This window comes from Microcoleus sp. OTE_8_concoct_300 (assembly GCF_031383065.1).
In the GTDB taxonomy this organism is placed as follows: domain Bacteria; phylum Cyanobacteriota; class Cyanobacteriia; order Cyanobacteriales; family Microcoleaceae; genus Microcoleus.
Genome location: NZ_JANMZH010000357.1, coordinates 1 through 7,292, shown reverse-complemented (window position 1 = coordinate 7,292; position 7,292 = coordinate 1). Strand labels below are relative to the sequence as shown.

Below are 7,292 nucleotides of genomic sequence, written 5' to 3'. Positions count from 1 at the left end.
CAAAAATAAGGTGTAGAGGTCTAGATTGCATTGTGCTGTCGATGGTTTAGTAATTTCTCTGATTGTCCGATACCTAGAAAGTAAACGACCCATCTTTATCAATGCACTATTTTGTTATTCTGTCAATGCGTAAGTCCTATATCTGTTTCCCGATAAAATTAAATTCCTATAACCTCTCCTCAGAAGTCGCCGCAACAGAATCCGACTCAGACTGCTGCTCAGATACCACTACAAAAGGCGATTCCTCACCCACAACACTCTCCACTTGGGCGATCGCAACAGATAACGTCACCGACTCCCCCACAATCGCTTCAACTCCCCCATTCCCCTCAGGCATTTCCTCAATTGTCGGCTCCGTTACCGCCGATGTCACCGCCAATTCCGTTTTTGTCCCATCCTCCCCGATAAAATATCCCCGCAACTCCTTTACCAGAATTGCCCGCGCCTGGGAGATGCGCTTGCAAACATTCTGGTAGGAAATATTTTGCTTTTCGCTTATCTCTTGATGAGACAGTTCTTCATAAAAATGCAGGATAAAAGTCTCGCGCAGTCTGGTCGGTAAATCATCAATAGCAGCACGAATGACCATCTTTTTCTCGTCACAATCCAAGGCGCTTGCTGGCGTCTCGTCAACAGAAACCAGTCCTAGCTCGTTTCGATCCGCGTACACTTCTATATCCTCCACTTGATTCGCACCTCGGCGGCGTGTTATATCGATCCAGAAATTACGAGTCAGCGTCGTTAGCCCACATTTGAAATTCTCGATTTTTCCCGCGTACTTTTGCGCCTTTTCCCAGGCTTTGAGCATCGCCTGACTCAGCAGGTCTTCCGCTTCAGTTGAGTTGCCGTTCATCCACTTGAGACAGCAACGAAACAGGTAGTCTCGGTATGAACTGCTTCATAAAGGAACCATAAATGAAACAATGTATCCTTCAAAAGGCTATAAAATTCCACAGAAATTTAGCTGCTATTTTGGCAGTTTGTATGCTTTGCTGCCAGGAACTCAGCTTGAAAAATTAGATCGAGGTCAGCTCATTGAGCAAACCGATTGATTGGCTGGTTAAGATAGTTCTCTCCAAGAACTGCTGACTAGGTAATACCAATTTTTTATCAGGCCCCGTAGAATCTGATCCCCCCTAACCCCCCGCCGGAGGGGGGGAAAAGATTCTTCTCAAAGTCCCCCTTATTAAGGGGGATTTAGGGGGATCGAGATATGTGCAACTACCCATTAAATTGGTATAAGACCACTGCTAGCGGCAGCGTCTAGATTCAGATAGACAACCTGAAGGATGCTACTATCTATCTTGAGATAGAGCAGAGCAACAGCATGACTGGTACAGTTCTCTGTCTTTTGGTAGATGCTATTCAATAGTATGTTTGAACGATCGGCATAAAGCAAGTCGGAAAAGTCGGATCATAAGGTCGGATAAGTCGGATCTCTAATAAATTTGTGCCAACTCACAAAGTATAGTATGCACACAACCTTTACAGTGAGAAGCTTACAGCTAAAATGGCGATCGGTCTGCTGCCATCCACCACCAATTCACCAAGCAGTCACTACCGACCCCGTGGTCACACCCTAGTAAAGTAGCTTGTATAGTATATTTAATACACTTAATATTATTTGTATAGCAACCGCCAAGGCGGTATTGCCTACAATCAAAACTACGGTGCATAACTCAAAATTAGGGTGCAAAACTTAAAAACCTTACCCGATGAGATGGATTTGCATATGACTTTTGAAGAAGCCCTAGAATTTATCGAATCAGCCTTAGAATCCAAGACCAATAAAACGTTAACTTTGCTTGAAAAAGAAATCTTAAAAGCTGCTTGGAAAAACGCAACTTATAGTGCTCTTGCTGAGAGCTTGTACCTCAGCGTAGGACATATCAAAGATTCATCTTCCATCCTGTGGCAGCGCATTTCAGACGTAATAGGGGAAAAAGTTACTAAAAATAACTTCCGCTCTCTGCTAGAGAAGCAAAGCACCACAACTGCGATAGCCGAGGCAAAAGTCGAAGGCAAACCTATGATGATGGCTTCGGTAGGAGAAAGTGACATCAATGAATTAAGAACTCCCAAAGGCAACATTTTAATTGTTGATGACCTCCTAGAAAATCTGCGTTTTCTAGCAAAAATTCTCACTAAGGAGGGGTATAAAGTTCGCTGCGTCACCAATGGTACGATGGCCTTGAGGAGTGTTCGCAATCATCTCCCCGATGCTCTGTTGCTGGATATTAAAATGCCAGACATGGACGGCTATGAAGTCTGCGAAACTCTCAAATCAGATGAAAACACCTCAGAAATTCCGATTATTTTTTTAAGCGCACTTGACCAAGTATTTGATAAAGTTAAAGCTTTTAAGGTAGGGGGAGTTGACTACATTTGTAAACCTTTTGAGCCGCAAGAAGTGCTAGTGCGCCTCGAAACTCAGGTCACTATCCAGCACCAAAAACGCCAGCTTAAAGAAGCAATCGAGCGACACCAGCAAACCGCAGAAATTGCCTACCAATCTCGCGCCTTGCTGGCAAATTTGCTAAACTCATCTCTGGATGGAATAGCCGCGGTGCAGGCGGTGAGGGGAGATATCGCGGGAGAAATTGAAGATTTTCGCTGCTTGGTAGTTAACCCTGTCTTTGCCAGACTCTTAGGGAAAAAACGAACAGAACTCGCGGGCGAACCCGTTCTGAAAAAACTGCTTAATCAATTGAGTCCCGGATTGTTTGATTTATTAGTAGAAGTTGTTGAGACTGGAGAATCGCTTGAAGGAGAGGTTCATCTAGAAAGTGATTACCTTGGCAAATGCTATTATTTCACTGCTGTGAGATTGGGAGACGGTTGCTCAATTACCATCCGCGATCTTACAGACTTAAAACAGTCAGCATTAAAGTCAATGATGCAACTGAACCAACGGCGTGTTATCAAATAGGATAAACCTGAGATATTGCACCATTCTCAATAAGGCTTTCAAGGGCAGGCTAGAAGGGCCCACCCCACAGGAAATAATGTTTATTGTGGAACAGGCCGGAAAGCCTGTTATTGAGAATCGTGCAACATCTCAGATAAACAGGACTTACGCAATCCGACGCCTAGAAACCGGGTTTTTTAGCGAATCTAGGGGCTGTAACCAAGTATTATCGTAAAAAAAACAGGTTTCTGACCACCTCTGTGTAATTCCTAAAAAAAATATCAATATTCACCAACTTAATGGTTCAGTTAAATCGAGAATTTTCTCAAACTGAAAATTCGTCACCCAATTTCTGAGAGTGTGAAGCTCGAAAGCGTGAGATTCAGGAATCTCCTCTAGGAGTTGAAAAACTAATTCCGAATCAGCGGTAATAGCTGCTTCATATAATTCTACTATCCATTCTTTTGACATCGCTGCTAATAAATCAGTGAAATTTAACGGTTCTCCAGTCACATGAGAAGGGAAAGACGGTAGCTCTTGCTCCTGATAAATATAACCGACTCCCAAATGTTTAGCCATGATGTCAAAGATGGCTTCTGTTTGGAACGGTTTTCGCACAAAATCATCACAACCAGCCGATAAAATAACTGCCTTTTCTTCTTCCCACACGCTAGCAGTAATAGCAATAACAGCAGTAGCTTGACCTTTAAGGGTGCCTTTAATGCGTTTCGTGGCTTCATACCCATCCATAACTGGCATTCTCATGTCCATCCAGATCAGATGGGGTGAGTATGAATCCCAAATTTCAAGCGCTTCAATACCGTTACTCGCTTCTTGCACTTCAAAGCCAACAGGTTTGAGGAGTTTAACTAACAGTTGCCGATTGTAATCTCGATCGTCCACCACTAAAATGCGATATTGGGGTTGGTTAGGCGCTAAGGCAACGACGCGACGATTGTAGGGTTGCTTTTGAAGTGCACTTCCATCAGGGAGGCTCACAGGAATGTCAAATTTAAATGTTGTGCCCGTTGTGTCTTCTAAAAATTCCTTGAGAGGCCTTCCAGGGGTGAAAGCTTTACCGCCACTAATGACTGTTATTTCACCTCCCATCAAGCGGACAAATTGACGGCTAATGGTCAGTCCTAATCCGGTTCCTTGCTGCACTTTTTGACCGGATGCTGTTTGCACGAAGGGTTTGAATAGATTCTCCAGTTCCTCTGCCGCAATGCCAACTCCCGTATCTTTTACTTCAAAGGTAATGGTTGTTGGTTGTTGGTTGTTGGTTATTTGTGTTCCGGCTTCAGTTTGGGCTTTTGCCTGTTTACTTTTTACTTCTACAGACACGCTTCCCGAAGAAGTAAACTTAACGGCATTACTTATCAAATTAATCAGCACTTGCCGCAACTTAACTTCATCAGCGTAGATGTTTTTGGGAACATCGGCAGTACATTCAAATCGTAATTGTAAGCTTTTATCCTTTGCTTTCAAAGCAAACATAGCCTCAATTTCAGCTAATAATTGATTAATATCTAAATTATTTTCAGATAGCGTCATGCGTCCCGCTTCAACTTTGGAAAGGTCAAGCACCTGATTAATTAGAGATAATAAATGCTCTCCACTGCGCTCAATGATGTTAAGGTTCTCTTTTTGTTCATCTAACAAATTTGTATCCTGGTTCATCAGTTGAGAAAAGCCGAGAATGGCGTTGAGGGGAGTTCGCAATTCGTGGCTCATGTTGGCAAGGAAAGTGCTTTTGGCGAGGTTGGCGGCAATGGCTGCTTCTTTTGCCCGTTCGAGTTCTGCTTCGGCTTTTTTGCGATCGCTGATATCTCGTCCTACCGCCTGGAATTCAACAATGCAACCGGAATCATCAAATATCCCTCGGTTAACCCACTGCGTCCAACGCACTTGGGAGCTAACAATCACCCGATTTTCAATTGTGACAACGGGATTTTCTTTGCTAAGGGAATTGACGAGTATGGTTACATATTCGCGGTCTTCTTCAAACACGACAGGTGCGTAGTGATGCCCGATGAGTTGTTCCCTTGTCAGTCCAAAAAATCGACAGTAGCCTTCATTGACAAAGGTAACGGTACCATCTGGCAGATACCGGGCAATCAGTTCTGTCTGGTCTTCCAGAATACCAAGGTAGCGTGCCTCGCTCTGCTGCAGAGCCTCTTCTATTTTTTGGCGATCGCGAATTTCCTGTTCTAAACGGACATTTTCAATGACTGCAATCTGTGCTTGCTGGCGTGAGCTAATATCTTGAAAAGCTGCGATCGCATACTCTACACTACCCGTCTCATCAAAAATTGGCGTGCTAGTGACTTCTAAGGGAACGATTCGCTCACTGTAGTGCAGTTCCAAATCATCCGCCCATGTTTTTTCACCGCGAAGCGATCGCACCAAGGGTAGCTGTTCCACTGGATACATCTGGCCTGTGCCTGCCCGATAAACGTGATAGGTTTTTGAGAGTTGCTCGATTTCGGCTTTGGGTAAATCTTGAATATTCAGTAACTGCTGTGAAACTGGATTGGCGTAAACCAGTTGTCCTTTGGCGTCGTGAACGGATATGCCAAAAGGAATGGCATTAAGGATTTTATTCAGGCGATTTTGCGTCGATTGTACTTGGGTGTAGAGTCTGGCGTTGGTAAGCGCGATCGCCGCCTGAGTTGAAAGTAATTGAATCACTTGCAGGCGATCGCGTGTAAAAACGCCATCTGCTAAATTATTTTCCAAGTAAACAATGCCAATTAATTGCCCTTGATTGAGCAGAGGGGCGCAAAGGATAGACTTGGGCTGCTGTGTTTTGATATAAGCATCTTGGGTAAATCTGCCTTCACGGGCAACATTGGTTTCAATCAGTCCTTCCTGAGTCCTGGCAACATAGTGAATAATCGACAAAGGCAGGCAGGTTTCTATAGGAGTCGATTGCAACACCGTCACCTGATTTGAGTTAGCCTTACCTGACGCTTCTACTCGCAGTTGCCCTTGAGACTCTAAAATTAGATAGCCAGTTTCTGCCCCGCAGCTTTCCAGCAGGATTTTCATCAAAGTCGTGAGGAGTTTATCCAGCTCAATTTCACTGGCAATTGCCCCAGATGCTTTCATCAATGCTGCCAAATCCAGGGTTTCGCCTGAAGTATTGCCCGAAGTATTAGGTAGGGTGTTGCGCGAATTTATGGACATATTGGCTGTTGTAAAACACTTTAAAAGTTCTGGATACTGTCGTTTTAAGTCAGTCACTTTAGCTGTTGCACCCCAACGTAAATAGCAGTAGTAAGCATTTGTCATATAGGCTTGGGCAACTTGCTCTTTTCCCCACGCGAGGTAGAATTTGGCAGCCAGTTCATTAGCCAAAGCCTCTTCGTTGATGTAGTCATGTTCTTTGGCTAAGGCAATGGCGCGATCGTAGTAGTCGATCGCCCTACCATTTTCACCCAAAACTCGATATCGCTCTGCCTCTACTAGATAGAATTTATGGAGGTGAGTCATCGGAGCAAACTGCGCCCATTTTTGGATTTTTTTCTGGTTGGCTTTCACCTTCTGGAGGATGAGTTTTTGCTCGGATTTTGGTGCGTCAGAATAGATAGCCAGATAAACTAAAGAATTGTAGAAATGGTAGAGAGGAATAGTACCTACAGCGCTATAGCTATATTTTTCGGCTGATTTAGCATTTTCTATAGCTTGCTGATAGTCTTGAAAAATATAGCAGAGAAATAGCTTGTAAAAATAGAGCGATCGACAAAGATTTTGAGCGTTCGCCTCTAGATGCAGGGGTAACATTTTTGTTTCGTCATAGCTTTCACCGATTAAACGGCATTTATCTTCAGCCTGTCCCATCAAGTTCAATACAACCTGTCGATTGAGTTGGTTATAGTAATATGATGTTTCTTGCTTCAGTTGGCTGAGGGTATTACTGTACATTGCCATCTCTCGCTCGACTGTTGCCAATTCCTTACCCAATACATAGGAATGGTAGGAGTATACGCAGGCCGAATAAGCTGCATATTCTAAATCTCCCGTTTCCATGCCGATCGAGTAAGCATCCCGCAAAGGGTTTAAAGTTTCCCTAAGATGCTCTTTCCAATGTTTGACAAAGTAATTAACAATAAATATGGTTCTGGCTTTGAGTTCTTTAGCATTAAACTTATCGAGTAACAAGAGAGCAAGTTGTCCAAATTGATAGCCAGTCTCAATGTCTCCTACGGTTTCTCCAGACAGAATCAGTCCGTAAGTAGCATCAGGGTAAACGCATCTTAACTGGAACCCAAAATATGCTACAGTTAAATCCGACTAAATTTCAATGTAGTTTGTTGTAGTTTATGGGTGCTATCAATGGCAAGAGGTTTTAGTAAAGCTGTAACTTCCCAACAAAAACAAA

The 7,292-nt window shown here is 43.5% G+C and carries 2 protein-coding genes and 1 pseudogene; 1 reads left to right on the top strand and 2 read right to left on the bottom strand.

Annotation, left to right across the window (positions count from 1 at the left end):
• Window positions 1-166 precede the first annotated feature (166 nt).
• A pseudogene (locus ACUVJL_RS16140) lies at window positions 167-880 on the bottom strand (RNA polymerase sigma factor); the annotation flags it as partial.
• An 810-nt stretch (window positions 881-1,690) separates the two neighbouring features.
• Here ACUVJL_RS16140 and ACUVJL_RS16135 point away from each other — a divergent pair.
• Window positions 1,691-2,929, top strand: coding sequence for a response regulator (locus ACUVJL_RS16135; RefSeq protein ID WP_445246776.1), 1,239 nt, complete (start codon window positions 1,691-1,693; stop codon window positions 2,927-2,929).
• A 267-nt stretch (window positions 2,930-3,196) separates the two neighbouring features.
• Here ACUVJL_RS16135 and ACUVJL_RS16130 read toward each other — a convergent pair whose 3' ends face one another.
• A complete protein-coding gene (locus tag ACUVJL_RS16130; protein ID WP_445246775.1) occupies window positions 3,197-7,072 on the bottom strand; it encodes a PAS domain S-box protein in 3,876 nt (1,291 codons plus the stop codon).
• Window positions 7,073-7,292: the final 220 nt, after the last annotated feature.